General features: G+C 66.5%; 20 protein-coding genes and 1 pseudogene. 11 read left to right on the top strand and 10 right to left on the bottom strand.

Annotation, left to right across the window (positions count from 1 at the left end; translation table 11 throughout):
• Positions 1 to 15 precede the first annotated feature (15 nt).
• The 3 genes and pseudogenes from ACIHFB_RS06760 to ACIHFB_RS06750 form a co-directional block, all read left to right on the top strand.
• A pseudogene (locus ACIHFB_RS06760) lies at positions 16 to 792 on the top strand (hypothetical protein); the annotation flags it as partial.
• 190 nt (positions 793 to 982) lie between these two features.
• On the top strand, positions 983 to 1,858 hold the full coding sequence (locus ACIHFB_RS06755; protein ID WP_400125683.1) for a serine peptidase: 876 nt from the start codon (positions 983 to 985) through the stop codon (positions 1,856 to 1,858).
• Between the two features lie 705 nt (positions 1,859 to 2,563).
• Positions 2,564 to 3,333 (top strand): IS5 family transposase gene (locus ACIHFB_RS06750; RefSeq protein WP_400126731.1). Its coding sequence is split into 2 segments (ribosomal slippage): positions 2,564 to 2,842 and positions 2,845 to 3,333, totalling 768 coding nucleotides; the frame shifts between segments, so codons are not numbered across the junction.
• 19 nt (positions 3,334 to 3,352) lie between these two features.
• On the opposite strand, the gene ACIHFB_RS06745 is transcribed toward ACIHFB_RS06750, so the two are convergent.
• The gene (locus ACIHFB_RS06745) at positions 3,353 to 3,685 is read right to left on the bottom strand and encodes a hypothetical protein (protein ID WP_400125681.1); all 333 of its coding nucleotides are present in this window, start codon (positions 3,683 to 3,685) and stop codon (positions 3,353 to 3,355) included.
• Between the two features lie 365 nt (positions 3,686 to 4,050).
• Between ACIHFB_RS06745 and ACIHFB_RS06740 the strand changes: the two genes are divergently transcribed.
• Both ACIHFB_RS06740 and ACIHFB_RS06735 read left to right on the top strand, forming a co-directional pair.
• Positions 4,051 to 4,995, top strand: coding sequence for a hypothetical protein (locus ACIHFB_RS06740; RefSeq protein WP_400125679.1), 945 nt, complete (start codon positions 4,051 to 4,053; stop codon positions 4,993 to 4,995).
• A complete protein-coding gene (locus ACIHFB_RS06735; protein ID WP_400125677.1) occupies positions 4,970 to 8,500 on the top strand; it encodes a CHAT domain-containing protein in 3,531 nt (1,176 codons plus the stop codon). The genes ACIHFB_RS06740 and ACIHFB_RS06735 overlap by 26 nt, the downstream gene beginning before the upstream one ends.
• A 39-nt stretch (positions 8,501 to 8,539) precedes the next feature.
• Here the strand turns inward: ACIHFB_RS06735 and ACIHFB_RS06730 are convergent, their stop codons facing one another.
• From ACIHFB_RS06730 to ACIHFB_RS06715, 4 genes are all read right to left on the bottom strand, one after another.
• Complete coding sequence (locus ACIHFB_RS06730) at positions 8,540 to 10,960, bottom strand: hypothetical protein (RefSeq protein WP_400125675.1); 2,421 nt, start codon at positions 10,958 to 10,960, stop codon at positions 8,540 to 8,542.
• Between the two features lie 390 nt (positions 10,961 to 11,350).
• A complete protein-coding gene (locus ACIHFB_RS06725; RefSeq protein ID WP_400125673.1) occupies positions 11,351 to 12,112 on the bottom strand; it encodes a DUF2637 domain-containing protein in 762 nt (253 codons plus the stop codon).
• Positions 12,113 to 12,645: 533 nt separating this feature from the next.
• Positions 12,646 to 13,692: a sensor histidine kinase gene (locus tag ACIHFB_RS06720; RefSeq protein WP_400125672.1), complete on the bottom strand. Its 1,047-nt coding sequence runs from the start codon at positions 13,690 to 13,692 to the stop codon at positions 12,646 to 12,648.
• Positions 13,689 to 14,327 (bottom strand): response regulator transcription factor, encoded by a 639-nt coding sequence (locus ACIHFB_RS06715; protein WP_365279446.1) that lies wholly within the window; start codon positions 14,325 to 14,327, stop codon positions 13,689 to 13,691. The genes ACIHFB_RS06720 and ACIHFB_RS06715 overlap by 4 nt, the downstream gene beginning before the upstream one ends.
• A 376-nt stretch (positions 14,328 to 14,703) precedes the next feature.
• Between ACIHFB_RS06715 and ACIHFB_RS06710 the strand changes: the two genes are divergently transcribed.
• Both ACIHFB_RS06710 and ACIHFB_RS06705 read left to right on the top strand, forming a co-directional pair.
• The gene (locus ACIHFB_RS06710) at positions 14,704 to 15,768 is read left to right on the top strand and encodes an alpha/beta fold hydrolase (protein ID WP_400125669.1); all 1,065 of its coding nucleotides are present in this window, start codon (positions 14,704 to 14,706) and stop codon (positions 15,766 to 15,768) included.
• An 89-nt stretch (positions 15,769 to 15,857) separates the two neighbouring features.
• Complete coding sequence (locus tag ACIHFB_RS06705; protein WP_365279452.1) at positions 15,858 to 16,037, top strand: hypothetical protein; 180 nt, start codon at positions 15,858 to 15,860, stop codon at positions 16,035 to 16,037.
• 35 nt (positions 16,038 to 16,072) lie between these two features.
• Here ACIHFB_RS06705 and ACIHFB_RS06700 read toward each other — a convergent pair whose 3' ends face one another.
• From ACIHFB_RS06700 to ACIHFB_RS06690, 3 genes are all read right to left on the bottom strand, one after another.
• A complete protein-coding gene (locus ACIHFB_RS06700) occupies positions 16,073 to 17,140 on the bottom strand; it encodes a DUF4331 family protein (RefSeq protein ID WP_400125668.1) in 1,068 nt (355 codons plus the stop codon).
• Between the two features lie 7 nt (positions 17,141 to 17,147).
• Entirely contained in the window at positions 17,148 to 17,783 is a 636-nt protein-coding gene (locus ACIHFB_RS06695; protein WP_365279458.1) for a hypothetical protein, read from the bottom strand.
• 252 nt (positions 17,784 to 18,035) lie between these two features.
• Complete coding sequence (locus ACIHFB_RS06690; protein WP_365279461.1) at positions 18,036 to 18,995, bottom strand: helix-turn-helix domain-containing protein; 960 nt, start codon at positions 18,993 to 18,995, stop codon at positions 18,036 to 18,038.
• A gap of 112 nt (positions 18,996 to 19,107) precedes the next feature.
• Here ACIHFB_RS06690 and ACIHFB_RS06685 point away from each other — a divergent pair, with 112 nt between their 5' ends.
• The 4 genes from ACIHFB_RS06685 (at position 19,108) to ACIHFB_RS06670 (ending at position 22,252) form a co-directional block, all read left to right on the top strand.
• Positions 19,108 to 19,404, top strand: a complete 297-nt coding sequence (locus ACIHFB_RS06685) for an antibiotic biosynthesis monooxygenase (RefSeq protein WP_365279464.1) — start codon at positions 19,108 to 19,110, stop codon at positions 19,402 to 19,404.
• Positions 19,405 to 19,488: 84 nt separating this feature from the next.
• Positions 19,489 to 19,905 carry an organic hydroperoxide resistance protein gene (locus tag ACIHFB_RS06680; protein WP_365279467.1) on the top strand — a complete coding sequence of 139 codons (417 nt, stop codon included), beginning with the start codon at positions 19,489 to 19,491 and terminating at the stop codon, positions 19,903 to 19,905.
• A 141-nt stretch (positions 19,906 to 20,046) separates the two neighbouring features.
• Entirely contained in the window at positions 20,047 to 21,087 is a 1,041-nt protein-coding gene (locus ACIHFB_RS06675; RefSeq protein ID WP_400125665.1) for a methyltransferase, read from the top strand.
• A 175-nt stretch (positions 21,088 to 21,262) separates the two neighbouring features.
• Complete coding sequence (locus ACIHFB_RS06670; RefSeq protein WP_365279473.1) at positions 21,263 to 22,252, top strand: helix-turn-helix domain-containing protein; 990 nt, start codon at positions 21,263 to 21,265, stop codon at positions 22,250 to 22,252.
• A gap of 40 nt (positions 22,253 to 22,292) precedes the next feature.
• Here the strand turns inward: ACIHFB_RS06670 and ACIHFB_RS06665 are convergent, their stop codons facing one another.
• Together ACIHFB_RS06665 and ACIHFB_RS06660 are read right to left on the bottom strand one after the other, a co-directional pair.
• A complete protein-coding gene (locus ACIHFB_RS06665) occupies positions 22,293 to 22,943 on the bottom strand; it encodes a DsbA family protein (RefSeq protein ID WP_400125663.1) in 651 nt (216 codons plus the stop codon).
• A 133-nt stretch (positions 22,944 to 23,076) separates the two neighbouring features.
• Entirely contained in the window at positions 23,077 to 23,958 is an 882-nt protein-coding gene (locus tag ACIHFB_RS06660; protein WP_365279479.1) for an alpha/beta hydrolase, read from the bottom strand.
• Between the last annotated feature and the right edge of the window lie 225 nt (positions 23,959 to 24,183).

The raw sequence follows: 24,183 nt of genomic DNA, 5'->3' as shown, positions 1-24,183 counted from the left end.
CACGCGATCAACGCCTTGGCGACGCTTCCCGACGGCCGCCTGGTTTCAGGCAGCGCGGACGGAACGCTGGCCCTGTGGAACACGCGGACGGGAGACAGACAGCGGATTTCTCTTCTCTATCATCTCGACTATCCAGTTCAAGATCACCCCACAGGCCTCGCAGTGCTGGAAGCCGGGGAACACCCACTGATCCTCGCCTCCTGCGCAAACGAAGGGGTGGCACTCTGGGATACCAGCCTGGTGGAGGAGCATCTCGATCACCGCGTCATCTCCGACCCACCCGGTGCCCGTGCAGTCATCGCACTGGTCATCTCCGGGATCCTGTACGTCGCTTACGCCGCCCCCCACGGCGACGTCCTGCTCTACCGCGCCGACCGCCTGGATTACTTGTCCCGCTGGCCGTATCAGGACGAGCTGGATTCCTCGGATTTCCCCGCAGAAGAGCGGGTATTTCTCACAGTCCCAAGAGGTGCCACCTGTCTGGCGGCCTCGCCGACTCACATCCTGGCAGGGGACCGCTCGGGTGCAGTCTGGTCAGCCTCCCTTCAGGGCCCACCCAGCCCACGGGCTGTGACCCAGCACCTCGCCCCAGTACACGCCGTCGCCACCGTCGAACTAGACGGACATCACCTTGTCATCAGCGGTGACAACAGGGGCAAGGTGCGAGTGACCACCTTCCCTGCCGGCCCACGGCTCCGCCTGGAAGGACACACTCGTGCGGTCTTCGCCATCACGCCCGTCCTCCTCCATGGGCGGCCCCACGTCCTCGCCGGGGGTCTCGACCGCTCTCTGCGGCTCTGGGACGTGACGAACGGCAGGTTGCTCGACGTCTTCTGGTTCCCGGACACCGTATTCGCGGTCACCGTGGCCCAAGACGGCACCGTATTCGTCGGAATTGGCCCGGACATCATCAGTTGGCCCCGGATGCCCAGCACCTCCCCCTGCGCCCTTACACAGCACCCGACCAAGGAACCGCCATCAAATGACCGCCATCGTGGCAGTGCATGGCGTGGGCCACTACGCCTCCGGGCACGCCCCTGCCGAAATCGTCGCTGCTCGCTCGGCGACCTGGGCCGAGGAACTCGCCACGGGGCTCGGTGTCGCCCCCGAACAGGTCCCCCTCACCTACGCCTACTATGCCCATCACCTCCATCGGAACAGACCGGTCTCGCAAGGCGCAGACGCTCTGGAGCAACTCGAGCGCGAACACCCAGAAGCGATCCAGGAGATCGCCCACTGGGCAGAGACTTCGGACGAGTCTCTGGGGCTGGGTCTTCCTTCGGTAACCGGGCAGGGACGCCTGGCCGTCCCGCTGCGGCAACTCGTTTCCGTAATCGCCGAACGCCTGAGCCTCGACGGCCGATTGACGCGAGCCTTCATAGCCCTGTTCTTCCGCGAGGTCGCCCTCTACCTCAGGCATCACGAAGACCCCGCACGCATCGCCGCCCGCGAGGAGGTCGCCACCACCATCGCCTCGGCCAGCGCCCGCGTGGTGGTCGCCCACTCCCTCGGCACCGTCGTCACCTACGAAGCCCTACACGCCCACCCGGAACTCGACATCGAGCTGCTCCTGACCCTCGGCTCACCCCTGGCTCTCGCCCACGGTGTGTTCGACCGACTGTCGCCGGCCCCCACGAACGGCACGGGACAGCGCCCGGCGGGTGTACGCCGCTGGGTCAACCTGTGCGATCACGGAGACATCGTCGCGATCCCCCGACCCCTCAAACAGCGCTTCCCGACTGTGGACCTCGACCTGATCGACAGCATCGCGCCCTTCGACTTCCATAGCGCCGCCCCGTATCTACGCTCCGCCGCGGTGGCTGCAACTCTCGCTCCCCTTTTGGCGACATGGTCGTGAACGGTTTCCCCCTGCTTGCGTATATCTCTTGAAGATCGGGCTGCGGGATCCGAGGGAGAGGTGCCCAAGTGAGCGTGGCCCCGTATTTCGGAGGAGTTCAAGCGGGACGCGGTGAAGCTGGTGGGATCAGCGGCCGGTCGATCAACTCGATGGCCAATGAGCTTGGTGCCAGTCGCTCCGGAAGGGGGCGCCCAGGTGGCTGCGGGCGGGGACGGCGAAGCAGTGACTCCGTCCGAGCACGAAGAGCTGAAACGTGGAAGGCACCGGGCAGCGGCTGCCGGACGACTCGTTTTTCATTCCGATCGCGGAACCCAGGTCTCATTCGCCACCGCTTGCCGCAAGCACGCACTATGCCGGTCCGGTGGTCGCGCCGGATCGAGCTATGACAGCACCGCTCACAGAATCCTTCTTCGCCAGCATCAAGCGAGAGCGAAGAGAGGTAGTTGAGGAACTCCGAAGCCCGCATGGACCTGGCACAACAACAGGCGCAGGCATTCCGCGCTGGTCCACATCAGCCCGATCGAGTTCGAACAAGGCTCGATCACGTCAGGTAGCCCGAGCTCCGCTGCATAGCTCACGGAACTCCGCATAGAGCTCGTAACACGATCTTGTTGAGGTGCCCTGGTTGGGCGGGACTGATGTGAAGATTCGGCCGTTCGGGAGGGTGTGAGTACTCGGCCATGGATCGTGCATGACGACTTGTGGATGCTGATCGAGCCGCTGCTGCCGCCCTGGCCGGAACAGTCACCGGGGCCGCGCCCGGTCGCGGACCGGCTATGCCTGCAGGGAATCCTGTACGTCCTCCACAACGACATAGCCTGGCAACTGCTGCCGCTGGAGCTGGGGTTCGGCTCCGGGCAGACCTGCTGGCGCAGGTTGGAGCGGTGGCAGCAGGCAGGCGTCTTCAACCAACTGCACCGGATCCTGCTCGCCAAATTGAACGCCGCCGGCGAACTCAACTGGTCCAGAGCGTGCGTGGACGGCTCCCACATCCGTGCGAAAAAGGGGGAGCCGACACCGGTCCGTCGCCGGTCGACCGGCGGAAGACGGGCAGCAAGCACCACTTGATCTGCGACGGCCGCGGCACCCCGCTCAAGGTCATCACGACCGCTGCCAACGTCAATGACGTCACCCAGACTCTCGCCCTGGTCGACGGCATCCCGCCCGTGGCCGGGCGTCCCGGTCGTCCACGCCGCCGCCCCGATTCGCTGCTCGGGGACAAGGGTTACGACTCCAACCCCAACCGCGAGGAGCTGCGCAAGCGCCGGATCCTGCCGGTCATTTCTCGCAAGGGCGCCCCGAACATCAAGGGGCTGGGCAAACTCCGCTACGTCGTGGAGCAGACCTTCGCCCTGCTCCACCAGTTCAAACGCCTTGCCGTCCGCTGGGAACGCCGAACCGAACTCCACGACGCCTTCGTCTCATTGGCCTGCGGCCTCATCTGCTGGAGGCGGCTGAAGAAGCACCGGTCGTGATCGTGTCATGAGCCTTTAGCTACAACTCACACCACTCACCCAGAGGGCCGGCCGCCCGCGTCCGGGTGAAGTCGTGCACCAGGTTCCACGCCCGATCGGTGTCCAGGACAAACTCGCCAGTGAACGCGGCGAGGTCGTCCATGATCGGGACTTCGACCTCGGAACCCGAGGGCACGGTGCCGTCTCCTACGAGCAGAGACATCCGCTCGGCGTCACTCATCAGATGGACGACCGCGTGATCACCTCGGAAGGCCAGGATCAGCACCGGGAACTCCTTGTTCGGCGACCGAACCTCGACGTACCCCTGGCCGCAGGAACGCAGGTCGTTGAAGCGGTCTGACAGATCCTTCACCTCTGAACGTCTCTCAACCGGATGGAACAGCCCAGATTCCGGCGACGTCGCCGCCCACATCACGCTCATCCAGCCACTCTTCCCCACACAAGCCGTCGCCCGCGATCTAGGCCCACGCTCCACGCTCCACCACGACAGGACTACTGGGACTGGGCTGCATGATCGTGTTACGAGCTCATAACGGGTATCGGCCACCACGCACCACACCACCACCCTTCGGTACAGGACAGACGCGAGCTCAAGGTTCCAGCCAAAAAGAATCCCCGTTCCACAGGAACACGCCCTGCAGAACGGGGATATGTTTCTGCTAACGGTGCGTCAGCATCGGAGATCCTGGGCTCCGAGGCTCACGGGCAGGGAGACGGATGAATGGGGACGCGTTCAACGGCTACCCGCCGGTGATCGGCGAAGCTCCAACAGAGCGTGCCGAGGCTGTGCTGCGTGCCGTCGGTGAGATCGAGGCGGCTGACGCCCTCGCTGCATCCGCCAAGGGACCGGCGGGGGTCACCTTCGCAGGAGGTGTCCGGAGGCTGTTCCCGCAGCGTGCGTGGGCCCACACTTCGCACGCCTTCGGCCACATCCCGCTCCTCGGCGACCGGGAAAGTCCCGTGGAGATCACCCACGTCGGCAACGTCCGCCCCGATACTGCCTTGGCGGGGGCGAGCGTGACGGTGAGCCTGGACCGGCTCCATGTCGCCGACTACCCAGGGCGAGGGATGCACCATGTGCTGTTCGACTTCCAGATCCTTTCCGGGAGAGCCAGCCAGGAGCCGGACAGCTACCACTTCAGCATCACCCAGCGCGTGCGGGAGGGGCAGCGCGCCGCGCTCATCGGACAGCCGCTCTTCGTCAATCTCCCGGTCCCGGCAGAGGGTCTCGCGCTGCGCTGCTACACGCTCAACGTCAAGAACGAAGAGGACGAGAAGCTCATCGCTTTCCTGGACTCCCCGGTGTTCCGCGCCGGACTGCGGATCGGCAGCGTGCTCCACCCGGCCGTGGGGATGCTGGGGCAGATGACTGCCGGGCTGACCCGCGCGCTAGCCAGCCCGAGTCGGCGGAACGTACCGGTCCAGGACATTCGCCTAGGGCTGGGCTTCAGCCGGGTACCCGTGCGTGCCGCGCTGGCGGCGGGAGCGTACGTGGCGGTGCAGATTCCCGAATCACGTGTCCTGATCTGGCAGTGGGATGAGTGGCGCTTCTACCCGTCGACCGGCCACATCGCGCGAGCGGACGACCAAACCTCTCTCCTGCCTTACAACCACATCGTGCTGGGAGTGAACCGCCATGACGACAGCTCAGGCGGAGATTAGTCGCCGCGCGGCAGCCTCTGTGCTGCATATCCGTGCCGAGCATGGCACCAAGACACGGCCATCCGAGATCCTGGCGACGTTAAGCGGCCCAAACTGGGTTATGGAAGGGGGCACCACGTACCCCGCGGGGGCCTCGGAACAGCAACGTGAGGACTTGCGCTGGTACTTCGAGGACTACCTCGAATATCCAACTCCGGCCGGTGACTCCGTGGCCCGCAGCGCCACCGAGAGCCTGCAGCGACTCGGAGAGAGGTGGTTCTCTCAGATCTTTCTCACCGAAGGGATGCGGCAGGTGTGGGCCGAGGCCGAGCCCTGCCTGAGCACACTCCGCATCGAGATCCAGGACGACACGCCGGAGGGCGACGCCATCATGTGGGAGGCACTGTGCCCGCCCGGCGAAACAGCCCTGGCCGTACGCGCCTCGTCCTTCGTCCGCGCCATACCCGGGGAAGGGGAAGCCGAGCATGCACCGGGAGCAGCAGCGGAGGCAGCGGACGCTGCTCGCCCCATCAGAGTCCTCGTGGTCATCTCAAGGCCGTTCGGCTCCTACGATGTGCCCTACCGCGCGGTGGCCCTGCGTCTACTGGAAGGCGGCGGCCCCGGACCGGGGCTGACTGTTGAGGTGCTGCGCCCCGCAACGTACGAACGGCTGTGCGTCCGCCTGGCAGAAGCAAAGGACGCAGGTTCTCCCTTCGACATCGTTCACTTTGATGGGCACGGCCAGTACGAGGAAGACGACACCCAGCATCCGGCTGCAAACAGCTCCAAACCCCGCGGCTACATCGTCTTCGAGGATCCGCACGGTCTCCCCGAAGGCCAACTGATGTTCGGGGCCGTGCTCGGGAAGGTCCTCGTGTCTGCCGGAGTACGGGTACTGGGACTGAACGCGTGTCGCTCCGCACACTCCGACGCGTCGTCCTCGCCAACCGCGCCGGGGCTCCCGACAGCCGCACCGAACCGCGGCCCGGAGGCGTACCCATCGTTCGCGATGGAGGCGTTCCGAGCTGGAGTGCCCAGCGTTCTGGCGATGCGCTACAGCATCTATGTTCCAACAGCAGGCGACGCAGTCGCTGCCGTGTACAAGCAACTGGCCGGGGGCGCCTCGCTCGGTGAAGCCGTCACCGGAGCCCGGCGCGCGCTGGCCGACCAGCCCCTACGCCAAGTCTCCGGACACACGCGGCCACTGGCTGACTGGGTCGTGCCAGTGGCCTACGAACGTTCCACGCCCCTCGTACGAACCCCTTCCGGTGGCTGCCCTCCCGGATCCAAAGAACTGTCCCCCGACCTTGTCAGTCTCGATACGACTATCCCGCCACCGCCCGCCACCGGTCTGGTCGGACAGGACCAAACGATGCTGTCACTCGACAGGTCATTCGACGAGCACCGCATCGTCTGCCTGCACGGCATGGCCGGAGCCGGGAAGAGCGCCGTCGCCGCCGAGTTCGCCCGCTGGTACAGGCTGACCGCCAGCAGTCCCGGCCTCGTCCTGTGGACCTCGTTCCGTCAGCCGCGGACCCCGGAATACCTGGCGGAGCAGTACGAGGCGGCCCTACGTACTGGAGGGACCCTAGCGAGCGGCGAATTACTGCTGTGGGTGTGGGACAACGTGCAGGCGCTGAGCGGCTCCGCAGAGGCCGAACGCCTGCGGGAGTACGGGGCATTCGCCGCCGATCTCGCCGGGAGGGGAGTACGCGTCCTACTCACCTCCCGGCGCGACGAGACGTCCTGGCTGACGGCCGCACATCAGATTCCCCTGCAGGGTATGCACTTGCAGGACAGCGCCGCTCTCATCAATGCCCTCCTGAGCGAGCGGATAGCGCCGAGCGAAAACTCCCCCGACGACTGGAGCGATCTACTTAAGGCGAGCAGGGGCAACCCGCTCCTGCTCTGCGCGCTCACTGAGCACATAGCCAGCCATGGGCTGTGGAGCAGCGATGCCCGGGCCAGCCTGTTAAGGCAGGCGGCCACAACAGTTGCCAGCCCACAACGGGACGCTGCGGGCGCTGAACTCACGCCACTCCGCGAGATCATTCGGCAAGATGTACCCATCACCGACTACTGCTCGTCTGTACTCGGCCTCGCCCAAGGCTTCATCAGTCTTCGGGTACTCGGCATGGTCGATCTGGGGATGACCCACCTGGGCGAACCACCCGCTCAACCCATCAACTGGAAACGACTGCTGCTCGACCTGTGCAACATCGGCGTCGCCCAACACGTCGACTCCGAGGCATTCCTTCTGCACCCCCTGCTGCCGGAGGTGCTACCCACCCCCCAGGGCCGGACACGTGTCGCCGAGGGATTCATCTTCGCGTTTTCAGGCCTGGGCGCCTTACACCACATGGAGAACAGCAAGGGCTCGCAGACCGCGGTCACCTCCGCGAGCCAGGAGGAGGACAACTATCTCGCGGCCTTCCGAATGTGTGTGCAGACCGACGGCTGGCACCTCTTGCAAGGGATCATGTCCGGGTTGCGTGTGATCTACGAGAGCAGCGGCCGCCAGGAGACGTGGAACGCTGTGATCGACGAGGCGGCGAGCCACGCGATGGATCCGCAGACCGATGGCCCCCTGCCCGGGCGGGAGATTCTCTGGAGCTACGTGTCGGAGTTCATCGTCCAACGCTCAATTCGCAACAAGCGGTGGGGGCGCGCTCGGGGACTCCAAGAAGCACGAATCGAGCATGACATTCGTACCCTCCAGACGTTGGAGCGGGATCCGGTGGACTGGGCAGCACTGCCTCAGGCCAAAACCTTGGCGGAATGGATGGGCGGCGTTGACCAACCGGGGTTCCTGCAGAGCATGCAGGAGGAAGTCACGCGCGGCTTGGCGGTCTCCTATGTGGATCTCGGCAACATCTTGAAAGGGCTCGAAAGCCCCGAATGCTTCGACACCTACCTGTCTGCTCTGAGGCTCTTCGAAGAGTTGGGGGACACCCACAGCATCGCGAGTACGAACCAGCTGCTCGGAGCCGCAGCCATGCACGTACCGGGGCTCGTCGACCTGGATGCGGCGGAGGAATATACCTGCCGGAGTCTGCAGGTAAGAGTCGACGCTGGCTATCGCGGCAGCCCACTCGTCTACGGACAACTGGGCAACATTTATCACCGGCGGGCCATAGACAGGATGCAGGCCCACCAGAACGCAGATGATCTGCTGCAAAAGGCACTGGGTTACCACGAGCGGGCGCTCTCCTCCCTACCGGACTGCGATTCCAGGAACCGAGGCCCTGCGTACAACAACCTCGGATCCCTACTACTGACCATGGGGAATCTGGAGGAGGGACGCCGCCACCTCGTCCGCGCGATCGAAGCGTACGCGACGATCGGCGCTCTGGACGATGCTGCCTACTGCAGTCTGACCCTCGCCACCGTCCTCCTGCAGTTCCGGAGGTTCGACGAAGCACACGAGCACGCCGACAGCGCTCTGCAGCACTACCGGGAGACAAATGACGCGACCGGATTGGCGCACGCCGAAGAGGTCCTCAGGGTGTTACGACAGATCGAGTAGACGTTTACCGCCACGGCCTGGCCCTACATCGCCTTCGCATCATCTGCGCCAAAGGCGGCGTACTGGATCGTCGGAGCCGAAGGCGCGCTGCTGGGCTGCGGCGATGCGTTGTCCGAAAGTCGCTTCATAGTCGTCCGGCGCGGGAACATCATGTCCGGTCCCCCAGTGAGGAAGATCGGCCCACCCGAATGCCGGACGGGGTTGGGGATTGAGCCAGTAGTCAGACGTGATCACGCGGCATGAGCCGTCGTCTACGTCGAAATTCAGAGCCTGTGGGCAGTCCACATGGCTGTCACCCGCGCCGAGGATGATAGCCGGTGCATCAACGGCCGATGCAATGGCACGGAGTTTCCCCACCTCAGTGTCGTTCAGCTGGCGACCGTGGCGCTTGACCTCGGCCGGCACCAGACTGCCGTCGGCAAAGAGCAGTACGACGTCGGCTTCGCCGATCATCTCCTCGTCCCTGTAGAAGTTCACTCCCGTGTGGGCGCCGACCAGATAGTCAGGACGTGTGTTCAGAGCTGAGATCAGCCAACGCATGATGAGGGCGTGATAGACCGAGTCGTCGCCGATGGAACGGCGCAGAGGCTCGGACAGCCTGTATCGGAAAGTGACGGCGGACAGGTCAAACGGTGCCCTGATGGTCAGGCCACAACGAGGACAAGGGATCGGGGGCGCAGCTTGTGCCAACTCATTCAGCAGCTTGCAGCCACAGTGCTCGCACCGCAGTTGGACCAGGCGCTCTACAAGTTGCTGACGTTCAGCCCAGCTCAGCCACGCCCGCGCACCGCTATCTTTCGTAGCCAACGCCGTCTTCAACTGTCCGAAGGAGAAGGTTCCTGAGGTCTCGGCGTCATGCGAGACGTTCACTCCCTCGAGGATTTGCGAAAAGTGCACCATGGCGGCAGCTGGGTCATCCTGAACCTGCGCTACCTGCTCGGCGAGTTTCGTTGCGCGTTTCTTGAACCAACTCATGGAAGTACTTGCCGCGGTGTCGTACAGAAGCCTGAGTAGTCCTCGGTGGCACAACCACTGCAACTCAGATGGCCCACCCGCCAATCGGGTCAGAGACATGGCCTGCTGACCGTTGGGGGACTCCGCCACTCGCAGCCCGTGCTCATTTGCGACGGCTTCGAGCATGGTCCACGTCTGAGGCCAGATCACCTCACGGATATCGTCATCGGAGGCGCGGACGATCGAGCCTCCACCGCCGTATCTCAGCCAGTGGTCCTCACGGCTACGGAGCGCTGCGATTGTGGGGATAGGTTGACGTTCGAGGCACACTGTCATGCGCAGTGCCGCACGTCCGCGTGACAGGGCCGCCAGCCATTCCCGGTCTTCATCGGTCCGCGTAGCGATCAGCGCCCGCCCAGTTTCGAACGTTAGCGCGGTGGCCGCACTACGGGACGCAGGCCGCCCAGGCGTCAAGATGTCTCCTGGGGCTGCCACCTCAGGTTGAAAGCCGTTCGCGGAGGTGTAGGCGGAGGAAATCTCTGCCAACTCGTCTGGAGACAAACTCGCCGACGTCAGCACCGGCAAGGGCCCGTGGAGTCCCCAACGCTGATTCTTCTGCACCGAGTCCCGTACAAGCGTAACTGCTTGAACCACATCAATTGTTCCGTCGGCCCGCCGCGGACATGGCAGTCCGACGGGATGTCCGACAGGCCAACCTGCAACTGCCCGTAGGTTCCACAACAAGCAGGCATCAGCAACACTGTCAGGCTGGTACATGACGACAAGATCTCCACCGAGTTGTCGAGCCCATGCCTGAGGCTCCTCCAGCCAGCCGTCCAAAGCGAATTGGGTGTTACCCAACCGGCGAGAGGTGAGCGCGAGACGACTCAGTCCCACCGGCTGAGGCACGCTCCGTCGCTCTCGAAGATCCGCCAGGCCGGGTTCCGCCACCACTTCACGTCGGACATCAATCACCTCCTCGAACCGTAGGCCCTCCCGTGCGCCAGCTCGATCCAGAAGATCAGCGCTCGGATTCTCCGGAAGACGACCGAGCTCGACGAGATAGGCCAGATGCCAAGGACTCTCCTGCACCACGGTCACCGACGTGAGCGGCTTGAACCGCTCCCGGTCGCGGGCCGCAGCGATCAGCAGGACGGGGATCTCTTCTCTTCGTTGGCCCGACTCCAAGCGCACCAGCTTGGCAAGGTCCTCGATGGACTGCCGAGCAGCGTCAGAGTCGCACGCACGAGTCGGGACGACCAGACGGTCCAACTCACTACGCCGCAGCAGATCAACGTACGACTCTTCCACCGCCCCCTCACGAGACACTGGAACCAGCAAGTCGCTGGCTCCTCCCCATGTCTGACAGAGCCGTTCGACAACTTGAACAAAGTCATCGAAGTCACTATCGAAAACCAAACGGGCATGCCGCACCGGACGCAGGTGTCGCTGCGCAGGATACGTACCGGAGAGCGCGTCACGATCAAGAAAACCCTGCATGCCCATTCCCACTTCCCGCTACGCAAGTGACACCAGAAGCACGAGCGTTTCACAATCATGGCCACATGCAGTGCCAAAGGGAATTGAGAAGCACCGACAGTTCCCGCAAAGCGCCATCGTCCGAATCTAATGTTCCGACGTCAGCCCTGATGTTTCTCTGCAGCTTTTCCGTTACGCCCCGTCCGTACCAGAGCAACCAACTGCCTCGGCTTCTTCACGCCGATGTCCGGTTCCTTGCCCAGCGACTCAGCCGAGATGGGCCGTTGATGCCGCTCCCGATGTCGCGCGTCAAGAGTCCGGGCCCGCTTCAGGAGTGGATCACCGGGAAACTGCGGCTCTCCAGCTCTGCTGCCGTAGCCAACATCCCCCGTGCCGACGTGCTGTTCGGGATCACACTCATGAGTGACCGCGGCTTCCGTCCCCGTAGGTCGGGTCCACCGCGTCCGGGATCCGGCCGGTCCGCCGCCAACGGGCCAGCACGGCCCGCCCGTAGTTGTTCGTGCCCGCCACCCGATCCAACTCAGCACCGCTCGGCGCACGGCCAGCAGCCAGCTGTCGCCGAAAGTGCTCCCACATCACCTCCTCCGCCGTCGACCCAGCAGACCGAGACCGATCGCCCTGCAGCGGCAGAATCTGCTTCACCCCCTCGCCATCCCCTGCCGGCTCTCGACCGCTCTCGTTCACCGCTCGCTGTGCCGGACTTGTCTCGTCTCGACCCTCGATGCCTTCCTCTCGCGGGGCTTGCCCTGTCTCCTCTCGGTTCCGGGACAAGCCGCCGTCTCGCTTCTCAGGGCTGGATGACGTCGACGGGCCGCGATCGCTCTCGCCTCGGTCTCGACGTCCGGGACGGTGAGCGAGCAGTTCCACCGAGAGCAACAGAGCGACCGGCGGCCAGCCCGCCACCAACATCGGCTTCCACGCCAGCGCAGGTGCAGCAGCCGCATTCGCCGCCAGAGAGACCGCAATACCGAGGAGGAAAGCCAGCCACACCACAGCCCGCGCACGACGCCCCACGTCGCGTGCAGAGTTCAACAAGCCCACCGTCGCCAGCAGCAACAACCCGTCCACCGACAACGGCCACAACGTCGCGCTCACCGCATCCGCGCCGCCCTGCAGGGCAAACTCACGCTGATGCACATACGAGGCGTACCCGGCCACCGACGCCACCACCAACGCACAACCATGCCGGACCCACAGCTCAAACCCGGCATCACTGCCGACGGTCTCTGACGGCGCATCATGAACTTCCAGAGGCTCAGCGTGCGCCCCCGTGCCCCGGACGCTCACCGGGAACCACCCCTACGCCGACGGCGACGCTGCTGCGGCACGGCCACCGTCCCGGAAAGTAGCAGCTCACGACCTATCCGGGACCGTACAGATGCTGTCGGTGCCCCGCCGGGGGCGCCCTCTGCGTTTTCGCAGGTCAGATGGGCCGTATGGCCTAGTGATGGCACTCCCCGGTGGACACGCTGGGCGCTGCGCCTCAGGAAGCGCTATCTGCGAGAGTGACGGTCATCGCAGTAGGCCGACAGCCACGCAGCTCAGCGCCGACGGGTGGACTGCCGTGCCGCTGTCGCGAAGGACCAGCCGGCCATCGTGTCGCCGCAACAGGCACCGTTTGCCCTGGAGTTCGCGGCGAGTGCCGACTGACCGCCGACGCCGAACGCAGGCGGGACCGTACGCCCGCATGGCTACCGCCTGGAACGTCGCTGCTTGGCATGGCGGGGAATCCGCAGGGTGACGCAGGTTCCCTCGCCCGGCGCGGGACCGACGCTGAGGTGTCCGTTCAGCAGGTGGCCGCGTTCGCGCATGGCCGACAGTCCGGTGCCTGTGGAGATCACCGGGCGGAGCGCGGATCGGTTCACCGGTGCGGAAGGCTGCGGGTCCATCCCGCGGCCGTCGTCGCTGACCGCGACGGTGATCGTGTGGTCGTCGCTGTCGAGTTCCACGAGGAGGCGGCTCGCCTGAGCGTGCTTGACCGCGTTGTTCACCGCTTCCTGCACGATGCGGTAGACGTGGGCCTGGGCCTCCGGCGACAGTTCGTCCCCGAGCCCGCGCCACTCCGCTCCGACGCGCAGGTCGACGTTCAGCCCGAAGGTTTCCTCGGTGCGTCGGCACAGCGTCTCAAGAGCGGGTACGAGTCCGAGCTGATCGAGGGCGAAGGGGCGCATTTCCACGATCAGGTGCCGCAAGGATGTGATCTGGTTCGCGATCAAGCCCCGCGCCTGGTCGATGGCCTCGCTCATGGCGGCGGACTGGCCCGTGCCGGCGGCGGCCGACAGAACGATCTGAACAGCGACCAGTTCTTGAAGCGTCTCGTCGTGCAACTCACGGGCCCAGCGCCGACGTTCCCGTTCCTCCCCGTCGCTGCGAGCTTGAGCCCGCTCCCGGGCGAGACTGTGGCGGCGCGCCACCGCACTGCGGCCGAGCATGACGGCACAGCCGATCAGCAGGAGGGGCACGACGTTCAAGCCGTTGAAAAGCGGCTCCTTGGTCATGCGAACCAGCTGTGACACGGCGAGTATGAGTGCGAGCCCGCACAGGGCCGCCAGCCATGCCCTCCGGACGGCGTGGTTCAGTGCCGCCGCGACGATGAGGACGACGGCGGCGCCGAGGGAGAAGCGCATCACCCAGCGGGGCTGCTGCTGGAGGACCTCGACCGCGAAGGCGATGACCAGCAGCGTGGCACCGGCCGCCTCCATCAGCGGGCCGGCCTTGGCTCGCAGCGTGCTGGTCATCCCAGCAGCCCGCGCTCACGAGCGGCAGCGATGAGTTCGGCCCGTGTCTCGGTCCCGAGCTTGTCCCGAATCCTGGCGCGGTGGGTCTCCACTGTCCGAACGGAGACGTAGAGACGTCGCGCGACCTCCTGGTTGGTGTGGCCCAGGGCGAGCAGCGAGAGAACCCGAAGTTCGCGCACGGTCAGAGAGACATCTCCATCGGCACCGGAAGCGCCGGCGTCCGCCATGGCCAGTCGGGCACCCATGGCAGGTTGGAGGTACGTGGCTCCCCGCGCGACCTGGCGAGCCGCACCGACCAGTTCCTCCGCTGCCGCCTCCTTGAGCAGGTATCCGGCCGCTCCTATCCGCAGGGCCGCGCGGGCGAACGCGGGATCCTCCTGCATCGTGAGGATCAGAATGCGGGTATCGGGCGACGCCGCGAGCAGGTCGGGGATCGAGGGCAGGCTGGACTGGCCCGCCATAGTGAGGTCCAGGAACAGCACGGACGGTTGCTCTTCGGCCACGACCTGCACGGTCTCCGGGACGGTCGAGCTCTCGGCGACGATCTCGAAGGACTCGTCCCGGGACAACAGCGCGCGCATGCCCGCACGGACCACGGGGTGATCGTCGGCGATCACCACACTGAGACGTGACACAGCCTCCACCCCCTGCTCAGCGCAGTCGGCATTCATGGTCGGTATTCATGGTGGGCATTCATGGTGGGCATTCATGGTGGGCATTCATGGTCGGCTTCGATGGGAGCAAGGTACTTGGTGCGGCCGATCCGCCCTGGCCCCAGGGATGCGCGGATCCATCGGGTGAACCCTGAAGTGGCGGCAGCAGGAGCGGCGGATGCAGAAGCCGCGTGTGCAGAATCCGCGAATGCAGAAGCCGCATGTGCGGGAAACCCGAAGGCACGACTGCGGACGGACACTGACGCCTCAAGGGCGCCTGAGCGCCACGATGGCTGGTCAGAGACCCCGGTAGGGCGCGAAGCGCCCGGCCGGCCGACACGGACAGAACGGTTCCCAGATGATCGACAGGCGTACCTTCGGCAAGGTCATCGGCGTGGGCGCAGCGGGAACGGCTGCGGCATCGCTGATCGGTCTGAGCGGCCCCGCGGCAGCAGCGTCTTCGTCGTCCGGGCCCGGCGCCGCCGAAACGGGGACGCCGCCGCGGACACCGCACACGGGCGGCGGGTCCTTCCCGGAGCTGAAGCAAGTCAGGGCCGGCGAGCTCAACATCGGCTACGCCGAGGCCGGCCCGGCCGACGGACCCGTCGTCATCCTGCTGCACGGGTGGCCGTACGACATCCACAGCTACGTGGGTGTCGCGCCCCTGCTGGCGGCCCAGGGGCACCGAGTCATCGTTCCCTACCTGCGCGGACACGGCACCACGACCTTCCTCTCGTCGACCACCTTCCGCAACGCCCAACAGTCGGTGATCGCCTACGACATCATCGCCCTGATGGACGCCCTGAAGATCAAGAAGGCCGTGTTCGGAGGCTTCGACTGGGGGGCGCGGACCGCCGACATCATCGCCGCCCTCTGGCCGAAGCGGTGCAAGGCACTGGTCTCCGTGACCGGATACCTGATCACGAACCGGGAGAAGAACAAGCTGCCGCTGCCGCCCGCGGCCGAGTGGGCATGGTGGTACCAGTACTACTTCGCAACCGAACGCGGCGCGCTGGGCTTTGAGCAGTACCGGCACGATTTCGCGAAGCTCATCTGGCACAACGTCTCCCCGACGTGGAACTTCGACGACGCCACCTTCGACCGCACCGCCGCGGCCTTCAACAACGAGGACTACGTCCCCATCGTGATTCACAACTACCGCTGGCGGCTGGGCCTGGCCCAGGGCGATCCCCGCTACGACGGCATCGAGGCCCGCCTCGCGGCAGCGCCCGGCATCGCGGTGCCCACCATCACCCTCGACGGAGAACTGGACCCCTTCACCCCGGCCGGCGACGGCGCGGCATACCGGGACAAGTTCACGGGCCCGTATGACCACCGGGCGCTCAAGGGAATCGGCCACAACGTGCCGCAGGAAGCGCCCGAAGCATTCGCCCGAGCCGTTCTCGACGTCGACCGATTCTGATCGGTCGACCGATTCCGACCACCGACGTCGCTGAACGACCACCGATTTCGCTGAACGACCACCGACGTCGCTGAACCGAGGAGGACCAGATGACACCTGAAGAGACAAGCTTCTCGGATGCCGCCGACGCCGTTCGGCGTGCCCGGTTCGGAAAGTTGCCGGAGCGCATTCGCCCGGAGCAACTGGTCGAGCAACAGCCGGCCACAGTGCCCGATCCGGCCAGGGATACATACAGTTCCGACGACTGGCTCACCCGCACCTGTCTGTAGACGGGGATCCGGGCGGGCGGCCGGCCGGGCAGGGTTCAGCCGGCCGGCGGAGGAGAGACGTAGGGGAAGTAGTCGAGCAGCGGCCCCGGGGTCAGCCCCGAGGAGAAGTCCTCGTTCACGATCATCTTGATGACGTTGGACGCGATGTCCTCCCTCACGCCCCTGCCGCTACGCAGGTCGCACCACGGGTCCCAGTGGGCGACGGTGCCGGGTGTGAACGTGAGGACGTTCGGGAGCAGCATGTCTGCCGCCCACGCACCGTAGGCCCGTGCGGTCGGGAAGCGGTGGGGACCTTTCCCGTACGTTCCGCCGGCCTCGACGACCGCTGCGATGTCGTCCCGCACTTGCCCCCAGATTCCCGAGGCGGGATCGGTTGCGGGATGGGCGGGCCGGCCCACGAGGTCGTCCGTGGGGACGGTGGCGTTGTAGTCGACGTGCGCCGGGCCATGGGCGAAGTCGAAGAAGGTCGTCATGTTGGGCTCCGCGGCGCGCTGGAGCTGAGTCCAGGTGCCGTGCCCCGTGTCGAAGTACGCGGTGGTCGCCCAGAAGTGCACCCGGCCGCGGCCGGTGACCTCGACGGGTACCTCGAGCACGAAGGCTCTGACGCTGGTGTTCGCGAAATCGTCGTGGGCGGGACGCAGTGCGTCGAAGTCGGGGAAAGTACCGGTCGCCAGTGCCTTCGCCGTCGCGACGGGGAACGGAATGAAGTTGTAGAACGGGTCGCGGCGTTGCCCGGCGAAGAGCTTGATGCCGTGGCGGCATTCGACGACCTCGCCGACGGGCGCGTCGGCGGGCGTGATGATCGTGCCCGAGGCCTTTCGGTCGGTGGCTGCGGCGCCGGTGAGCTGCTCGACCTGCACGTGCTGCGTGCCGTCGGAGCCGATCGGGAAGGTGGCCCGATACGTGATGTCCTCGACGAGGTCGCCATCGGTGTCGATCTTGAGTTCGTAGTAGCCCGCGGGATTCCAGGGCTTGCCGTACGTCGGCGATGTGTTCATCCCGAACACCGTGCGGGGGCCATGACGGTCGCCGGCCCCGGCGAAGCAGTAGGCGTCGGTGATGTCCAGCGTCTCGTCTTCCGGGTAGTCGAAGTGGTGAGACATGGTGCTCCTAGCGGATCTGGACGTTGCGGGAGTACGGATTGCGGGAGTACGGATTGCGGGACAGCGGCTGTAGCGCGAGCGTGAAGAACCGCTTGTGGTACGGGGCCTCGTTCGTGGCGCCGAACTCGCCGTAGAACCACACGAAGGGCAGCTTGCGGGCGTCCCAGGTCACGCGGTCGGTTCTCCCGCTCGCGTGGCTGAGCTCGTACCAGCCCTCGGTGAAACCGCTCAGGATCGCGATACGGGTGGGAGCGCCGCGTTCGGGAAGGACCGACGCGTCGACCGGGGTGCCGTCGGTTGCCGTCATGTGCGGCCACGTGGACCGGGCCGACGCGAGGTGCGGACGGTGGTAGTAGTCCTGGACGGGTACGGCCTTGATGCCCGTCGGCAGCAACAGCCGGGTTCCCGTGGTCAGCAGCGGGGCGTGGTACCTCCGCTCCGCTCCACGCACCAGGTCGTCGACGGCCTTCGGGAGGTTGTCCGGCCGCGCCGCCGCGGCGGCCGGAGCAGAGCCGGCCGAACCGATGCCGCACAGGACGGGGAGGGCGGCGAGACCGCCGAGGACGCCGCGCCGACCCAGGGTTCCCCCGTCCGTCCCGCCGCCGCGCCCGGCTTCCGCACGCGCTCGTCTGCCTCTGATCATGTTCGTTCACGTTCCTCTCCTGCGCTGGTCACCAACCAGGCCAGGGGCTGCGCCCTGCGCCGTGCGAGCGATCTCCAGCGCCGCTCCTCATGAGGAATGACCGGATCACCGGCTCGACATGAACCTACGGTGCTGATCGGTGGCCACGTCAGCGGCAGATACGACACTGTTCATAGCGTTTCCGTCAGCAGCAGATGTCCTGGAAGACGACGGCAGCGAGCAGAGTCGGATGTCCTGCGCGGAGGTGCCGGGTCACCTGCTGCCGCGGAGGGCCGACGTGGTCTTCCCGGTGCGTTCGCGGAGAAGCACGCGCAGGGTGTTGGGATGTTCGTAGCCGACTTTCCTGGAGATGGTTTCCATGGACAGGCCGGTGGTGCGCAGCAGATGGGAGGCGCGTTCGATTCTCAGGTCCTGGACGAATCGGATGGGGGACGTCCCGACGGTGCGCTGCACGGCACGCTGAAGGGTCCGCTCACTGACGCCGATGGCGGCGGCCGCATCGGGGATTCTGATGGGTTCGGCCAGATGCTCACGGGTCCAGCGCTCGAAGGCCGCGACCGTGGGATCGCTCTGGGCCAGCGCACTGGGAATGGCGTACGCGGCCTGCGACGGGCGTTCGTCGACCACGAGATAGCGGGCGACCAGGTCGGCGAGGGCGGGGCTGGCGGACCGGACGATCGCCAGGGCGAGATCGACATGGCCGAAAGCGGCGCCCGCGGTGGTGATGCCGTCGCAGCTGATGACCATCTGGCTGTGATCCAACTCGATCCCGGGATACCTGTCCCGGAACACCGGTGACAGCCACCAGGTCGTCGTGGCGCGCACCCCGTCCAGCACTCCCGCCTCGGCCAGGAGGAACGTACCGGCGCACGCCGAGGCGATGGTCGCGCCGCGGACGCGAGTTCGCGCGATGAGGTCACGGACAGCAAGGGACGCATCGCCGCCGACGTGGTCGAGCAGTACCGAAGGGTCACTCCCCCCGAGTGCCGGTACGACCAACAGGTCCGCCGTGTCTGCCTGCTCAAGCGGCTCGGGCGCCACGAGGAGACCCGCCCCGGTCCGCACCTGTGGAGCGGGGCCGACCAGGGTCACGTTCCAGGTGGGCGGTTCGTGGATCTGCCCGCCCAGGGCGTTGGCGTTGTCCAGAACGTCGAGGATGGCTGCGAGCCCTGAGTCGAACACCCCGTCGTAGACGACGACCGCTATGCGCATGGCGGGAACACTATCAACCGTGTCGCTTCTGCCGCTGATGTGATCACCAGCCGCCGCCATAGGTTCGTTGCGCGCCGGGGAGTCCGGCGGTCCTCAGGCAAGGAGCGGTCACATGAAGGTCGGTCTGTTGGTACGCATCGAGGCCAAGCCGGAGTACGCCGACGAGGTGGCGGCGATGCTGCGCGGCGCGCAGGAGTTGGCCGAGCAGGAACAGGGCACGGTGACGTGGTTCGCGTTCCGTGAGAACGCCACCGTCTTCGGGGTGTTCGACACCTTCGAGGACGAGCAGGGACGCCAAGCACACCTGTCGGGCCGGATCGCCGCCGCCCTGGGGGAGGCCGCGCAGACGAAGCTGAGCGCGCCGCCGGTGATCGCCCCGGTCGACCTGCTGGGGACCAAGGTCTCCTGACCGGGGCCCCGAGGGCCCTCTCTCCACCCCTGAAGTCGGCACATCCGAACAGCAGTTGAACAGTCAAGGGAAGTGGTCGGAATCATGGACGCTGTCTACACCGCGGTCGTCACCGCCAACGGCCGGGACGGCCGCGCCACCAGCACCGACGGGCACCTCGATGTGCGCCTGGCATTCCCGCCGGCCCTCGGCGGCGACGGCCAGGGCACCAATCCCGAGCAGCTCTTCGCGGCCGGCTACGCGGCCTGCTTCACCAGCACGCTCGGCGTGGCGGGCCGAGAGGCCAAGGTTCCCACCGGTGACATCTCGGTGACCGCGGAGATCGGCCTCGCCAAGGACACCACCGACGGCGGCTTCGCCCTCACCGCGGTGCTGCGCGTGCAGCTCCCCGAGCACCTGCGGAACGAGACCGGCCGCAAGCTGGTCGAGCAGGCCCACGCGGGTTGCCCGTACTCCAAGGCCACCCGCGGAAACGTCCCGGTCGAACTCGTCGTTGACTAGCGGTACGACCGCGGAGCGCCGAGACGCCCGTCGAGGGCGGTGCCAAAGAGAGATGTCCGTCAACGGCTCACCCGACAGGTGGCCGGACGGTTGTGCGATGTGACGGCGGCGCCATGCCGTCGCCCTGTAGAGGAGACCGATTTGACCAGCGTACGAGCGTCGTCGACCGACCCGGCGGAGGCTCAGGACTATGAGCGCATGATGGGCATGGTGACGGGCTTCTGGGTCACTCAGACGGTTCGGGCCGCCGCGTTGTACAACTTCGCGGACCATCTCGCGGCGGGAACCGACACCGCCGAAGCGATCGCCGAAGCGGAGTCCACCGACCCCGACGCGACCCGCCGACTGCTCCGCACCTGCGCCTCCCTGGGGCTGATGACCTCCGACGACGGACGTCACTTCACCGGCACGTCCCTGCTGAGCACGCTGCAACAGGACGACCCCCACTCGCTACGGCACTTCGCCATCTCCCAGTCGGCACCGGGCCACTGGCTGCCGTGGGGCAGATTCCCCGAGGCTGTCAGGACGGGCCGGCACCAGGTCACCGCAGCGCACGGCGAGGCGAACATCTTCGACTACTTCGCCCAGCACCTCGACGAGGCATCCTCGTTCACCGAGTCCATGAGCAACCTGTCACGGGACGCCGCCCTCGACATCGCCGCCGTCCTGGACACCAAGGGAGTCACCCTCGCCCTGGACATCGGCGGAGCCGGCGGTGATGTCGTCCGGGCCATGATGAGGGCCAACCCCGAACTTCACGGCGGGGTGTTCGACCTGCCCCACATCGCCCCCGCCGCCGCCGAGGCGGCCAAGGCCGAGGGGCTCGACGGGCGTTTCACCTCCGTCGGCGGGGACTTCTTCGAGTCGGTTCCGCCGGCAGACCTCTACGTACTCAAGTACATCCTGCACGACTGGGACGACGCCAGTTGCGTGCGCATCCTTCAGAACTGCCGGGCACACCTGACGAAGGGCGGGCGCATCACCGTCATCGATCTTCTCGTCGGAGAGGTGGGCCGTCCCGGGCTCGCCCCGCTGATGGACATGAACATGCTTGACATGACAGGCGGCAGGGAACGCCAGATCGCCGAATTCGACGCCCTGTTCACCGCAGCCGGCCTGCACCGCGTCAACACGACTTCCGCAGGAGCCTTCGCCGTCATGGAGACACAACCCACCACCTGACCCCGCGTGCCGCGGCATTGATGACGCGCGGGAGCGAGAACACCCCTGCGGCCCACGGCCGCAGGGGTGTTCTGAGTGGATGCGCGCGTCAGCCGTCGACTTGGTCGACCCCCATCCCATCAGCGACGGAAACGAAATCTTTGATGGCGTTTCCGACACTGGTACCGTGCGCGGTATGGAGATCGCGGTTCTTGTTCACGACGGTGTCTTCGACTCCGGACTCGCCTCGATCCTGGATGTGCTGGACCAGGCCAATGCGATGGCGGGAGAACTCGGCGACGGCTTGTCCTGGCATGTGCGCAAGGTCGGCTTCCACAGCGAGATCCCGACGGGGGCCGGACACCTGGTCGCCGTCGAGCCCGTCGAGTGCGCGCAGGAGACGGATCTGTTGATCGTGCCCGCCCGGGCGGGCCGCGGGCCCGAGGAGGTGCTGGCCTATGTCGCCGGCCCCGAGTCGCTGCCGGTACGGAATCTGATCGCCGAGGCCCATGAACGCGGCACCAGGATCGCGTCCGCGTGCGCCGGCACCTTCCTGCTGGCCGAGTCCGGGATCCTGGACGGGCTGCGTGCCACCACGACCTGGTGGCTGTCTCCGGCATTCCGCGCCCGCTACCCCGACGTGCACCTCGACGAGAGCCGCATGGTGGTCCCGTCCGAGGGCGTTGTGACGGCAGGAGCGGCTTTCGGACACGTCGACCTGACGCTGGCGATCATCCGGGAGAGCAGCCCCGCGCTGGCCGACCTGGTCGCCCGCTACCTGATCCTGGACGAGCGCCCTTCGCAGTCCGCCTACACGATCCCCAGCGCGCTGGCGCAGAGCGACCCGACGGTCAGCGCGTTCGAGCGCTGGGTCCGCGAGCGCATGGCCGAGCCCATCAGCATTCCCGAGGCCGCCCGGGCCATCGGCGTCACCGAGAGGACGCTGCAGCGTTCGGTACAGCGCACCTTGGGGACGTCACCGATCCGCTTCGTCCAGGACCTGCGGATCGAGCAGGCGTCCCATCTGCTGCGCACCACCGAACTGTCCCTGGAGAGCATCGCGCGCAAGGTCGGTTACGAGCATCCCAACACACTGCGCGTGCTGCTGCGGGAGCGAACCGGCAAGACCACCGGCGCACTTCGCGGGAACGGCCTGTCCACGAAGGCCGCGCCCGCACAGATCTGACGGCGCCCCGGCGCCTGGCGGGCGGGATGTCGGCCTGCGGTCAGGGTGCGTCTGGCTGGTCGAAGATCGGGCCGACTGTGCGGGTCCGCTTGATTTCGTAGAAGCCCGGGGTGGAGGCGACGGCGAGCGTGCCGTCCCACAGGCGGGCGGCCTGTTCTCCGGTGGGAGTGGGGGTGACGACGGGACCGAAGAAGGCGATCCTTTCGCCGCCGTCGGGACCGGGGACGGCGATGATGGGGCTGCCGACCTCCTGGCCGACCAGGGTGATGCCCTCCTGGTGGGTGCGGCGCAACGCCACGTCGTAGGTGTCGGTTTCGCCGGCCTCGGCGAGGTCCTCGGGCAGTCCGACCTCCCGCAGGGCGGCCTCGATGGTGGCGCGGGTCTTGGGCAGTTGCTGAGGGTGGTAGCGGGTCCCGAGTGCGGTGTAGAGGGGTTCGAGGACGCCGGAACCGAAGGCCTCCTGTGCGGCGGTCAGTACCCGGACAGGCGCCCAGGCCCGGCCCATCAGTTCGCGGTTGTGCGGCGGGAGCTGGTCCAGACGTGCTTCGTTGAGGACGGCCAGGCTCATGACGTGCCAGGTGACCTGGACGGGACGGGTCTTCTGAACCTCGAGCATCCAGCGGGAGGTCAGCCAGGTCCACGGGCAGACGGGGTCGAACCAGAAGTCGACGGTGGTACGGGAGTTGGTCATCGCGGGTGTCCAAACGACGGCCGCGGCCTTGGCGCGCGGCGGGTGGGTCACGTGCCGGCGGGGCGGCTGATCGTGGCGGGCGGGACGTCGGTGGGCGTCATCGGCGTCCCGCCCTGAACGGTGGCGCTGTCTTTCAGCGCGTCTGGCGCAGGAAGTCGACGACCAGATCGGTTGTCGCCTGCGGCTGTTCCTCTGTGATCCAGTGCCCGCAGTCCGGGATGACCGCGTCTTCGACGTCGTCGGCGACACACCGCAGCACCTCGCCGATCCCGGGGCCGAAGGTCGCTTCGCCGCCGAAGGCCAGGACCGGCATCTGAAGTTTGCCCTGGGCGAGGAACTTCGTGTTGTCGGCCGCGTCCTGGGTGAACGCCAGGAACTGGGCAAAGCTGGCCCGCATGGCGCCGGGTTGCGCGTACAGCGCCGCGTAGTGCTCGCGCTTGGCTTCGTCGAACCGCTCCGGGACCACGGAGAGTTCGTTCCAGAAGCGGTCGAGATAGATGCGCTCGCGACCGGCGACCAGGCGCTCCATGTCGTGACCGCCGAAGCCGAAGTGCCACATGGTCGGGTCCTGTGTGATCTGGTCCCAGGGGCCGATGCCGGGCAGGGGCGCGTCGATCGCCACCCATCGGCTGACGCGCTCGGGGTGGGTGGCGGCAACCGCGTAACCGACCATGATGCCGATGTCGTGTGTCACCAGTTCGATCGAGCGCACGTCCAGGGCGTCCAGGACGCCCCAGATGTCCGCCGCCTGGTTCTTCTTGTCGTAGCCGCCCTCAGGCTTCGAGGAGAGGCCCAGTCCGCGCAGGTCGGGCGCGATGACCGTGCGGTCCTCGACGAGTGAGCCCGCGAGGTGACCCCACATGTCGCCCGTGGTGCCGAAGCCGTGCAGCAGGACGACCGCCGGTCCCTCACCGCCGACGCGTACGTGGATCGTGGCGCCGTTGGTTTCGATCTCCCGCGACTGCATACCGGCCGGGAAGGGGTGGATGCCGTCCTGACGTCCGTTGTCGTTCATCGCTGTACTCCAGGTTTGAAGGGAACAGGGCTCCCACGGCGAGGACGGCCGGGCGGAGGGAGTCGCGTCCAGGCGTGGAAACCCCGCCTCGACGGCACGACATGCCGGCTGTACGCACTCATGGCGCGTCCTCTTGAGGAACTGGATCAGGAGCGGTCGCACATCCACTCCGCATCACCGAAGTTAGCCGACCGGTCATCTAAGTTCCATCGCACGCCGGACGTC

The sequence above is a fragment of the Streptomyces sp. NPDC051963 genome (assembly GCF_044593495.1).
GTDB lineage: Bacteria > Actinomycetota > Actinomycetes > Streptomycetales > Streptomycetaceae > Streptomyces.
Note: the sequence above shows the minus strand (reverse complement) of the source record. Positions and strands in the feature narration are given on the sequence as shown.

What these genes read in the sequence shown, in the direction of transcription:
- ACIHFB_RS06740 (WP_400125679.1), top strand. Translation starts at nt 4,051, where the DNA reads ATGAATGGGGACGCGTTCAACGGCTACCCGCCGGTGATCGGCGAAGCT.
- ACIHFB_RS06695 (WP_365279458.1), bottom strand. Translation starts at nt 17,783, where the DNA reads ATGATCAGAGGCAGACGAGCGCGTGCGGAAGCCGGGCGCGGCGGCGGG.
- ACIHFB_RS06755 (WP_400125683.1), top strand. Translation starts at nt 983, where the DNA reads ATGACCGCCATCGTGGCAGTGCATGGCGTGGGCCACTACGCCTCCGGG.
- ACIHFB_RS06730 (WP_400125675.1), bottom strand. Translation starts at nt 10,960, where the DNA reads ATGGGCATGCAGGGTTTTCTTGATCGTGACGCGCTCTCCGGTACGTAT.
- ACIHFB_RS06690 (WP_365279461.1), bottom strand. Translation starts at nt 18,995, where the DNA reads ATGCGCATAGCGGTCGTCGTCTACGACGGGGTGTTCGACTCAGGGCTC.
- ACIHFB_RS06705 (WP_365279452.1), top strand. Translation starts at nt 15,858, where the DNA reads ATGACACCTGAAGAGACAAGCTTCTCGGATGCCGCCGACGCCGTTCGG.
- ACIHFB_RS06720 (WP_400125672.1), bottom strand. Translation starts at nt 13,692, where the DNA reads ATGACCAGCACGCTGCGAGCCAAGGCCGGCCCGCTGATGGAGGCGGCC.
- ACIHFB_RS06710 (WP_400125669.1), top strand. Translation starts at nt 14,704, where the DNA reads ATGATCGACAGGCGTACCTTCGGCAAGGTCATCGGCGTGGGCGCAGCG.
- ACIHFB_RS06735 (WP_400125677.1), top strand. Translation starts at nt 4,970, where the DNA reads ATGACGACAGCTCAGGCGGAGATTAGTCGCCGCGCGGCAGCCTCTGTG.
- ACIHFB_RS06670 (WP_365279473.1), top strand. Translation starts at nt 21,263, where the DNA reads ATGGAGATCGCGGTTCTTGTTCACGACGGTGTCTTCGACTCCGGACTC.
- ACIHFB_RS06700 (WP_400125668.1), bottom strand. Translation starts at nt 17,140, where the DNA reads ATGTCTCACCACTTCGACTACCCGGAAGACGAGACGCTGGACATCACC.
- ACIHFB_RS06680 (WP_365279467.1), top strand. Translation starts at nt 19,489, where the DNA reads ATGGACGCTGTCTACACCGCGGTCGTCACCGCCAACGGCCGGGACGGC.
- ACIHFB_RS06665 (WP_400125663.1), bottom strand. Translation starts at nt 22,943, where the DNA reads ATGACCAACTCCCGTACCACCGTCGACTTCTGGTTCGACCCCGTCTGC.
- ACIHFB_RS06685 (WP_365279464.1), top strand. Translation starts at nt 19,108, where the DNA reads ATGAAGGTCGGTCTGTTGGTACGCATCGAGGCCAAGCCGGAGTACGCC.
- ACIHFB_RS06660 (WP_365279479.1), bottom strand. Translation starts at nt 23,958, where the DNA reads ATGAACGACAACGGACGTCAGGACGGCATCCACCCCTTCCCGGCCGGT.